Source organism: Vibrio sp. 378 (assembly GCF_033339435.1).
The window spans coordinates 1-651 of sequence record NZ_JAWOUO010000663.1 but is presented as its reverse complement, the minus strand read 5'-3'; the positions used below and the strand labels follow the sequence as shown (position 1 = coordinate 651).

The window sequence follows — 651 nt, the reverse complement described above, 5'->3', positions numbered from 1 at the left end:
ACAACAACTACTCTATCCCTTACATTTGGGGTGCGACGGGCATTGGTATCAACGCAGATATGCTAGATAAATCGTCTGTTTCTAAATGGGACGATTTCTGGGATAGCAAGTGGGAAGGCCAACTAATGCTGATGGATGACTCTCGTGAAGTCTTCCACATTGCATTAACAAAGCTTGGTTACTCGCCAAATACAACGAACCCAGATGAAATCAAAGCAGCTTATGAAGAGCTGAAAAAGCTAATGCCAAACGTATTGGTATTCAACTCTGATTTCCCAGCAAACCCTTACCTTGCAGGTGAAGTGTCTCTTGGTATGCTTTGGAACGGCTCTGCTTACATGGCTCGTCAAGAAGGTGCGAATATCGACATCATCTGGCCTGAAAAAGGCACCATTTTCTGGATGGACAGTTTAGCAATTCCAGCTGGCGCGAAAAACGTAGATGCTGCTCATAAGATGATCGACTTCCTACTACGCCCTGAGAACGCAGCTAAGATTGCACTAGAGATTGGTTACCCTACTCCAGTTAAGACGGCACATGAACTGCTACCAAAAGAGTTTGCTAACGACCCAAGCATCTTCCCTCCGCAAGAAGTAATGGACAGCGGTACATGGCAAGATGAAGTTGGCGAAGCGAGCGTAATGTACGATG

General features: G+C 45.8%; 1 protein-coding gene. It reads left to right on the top strand.

The window, feature by feature from the left end; translation table 11 throughout:
- A partial coding sequence (locus R7Q48_RS28135; protein ID WP_318133604.1) for an extracellular solute-binding protein occupies positions 1-651 on the top strand: 651 nt, incomplete at both ends.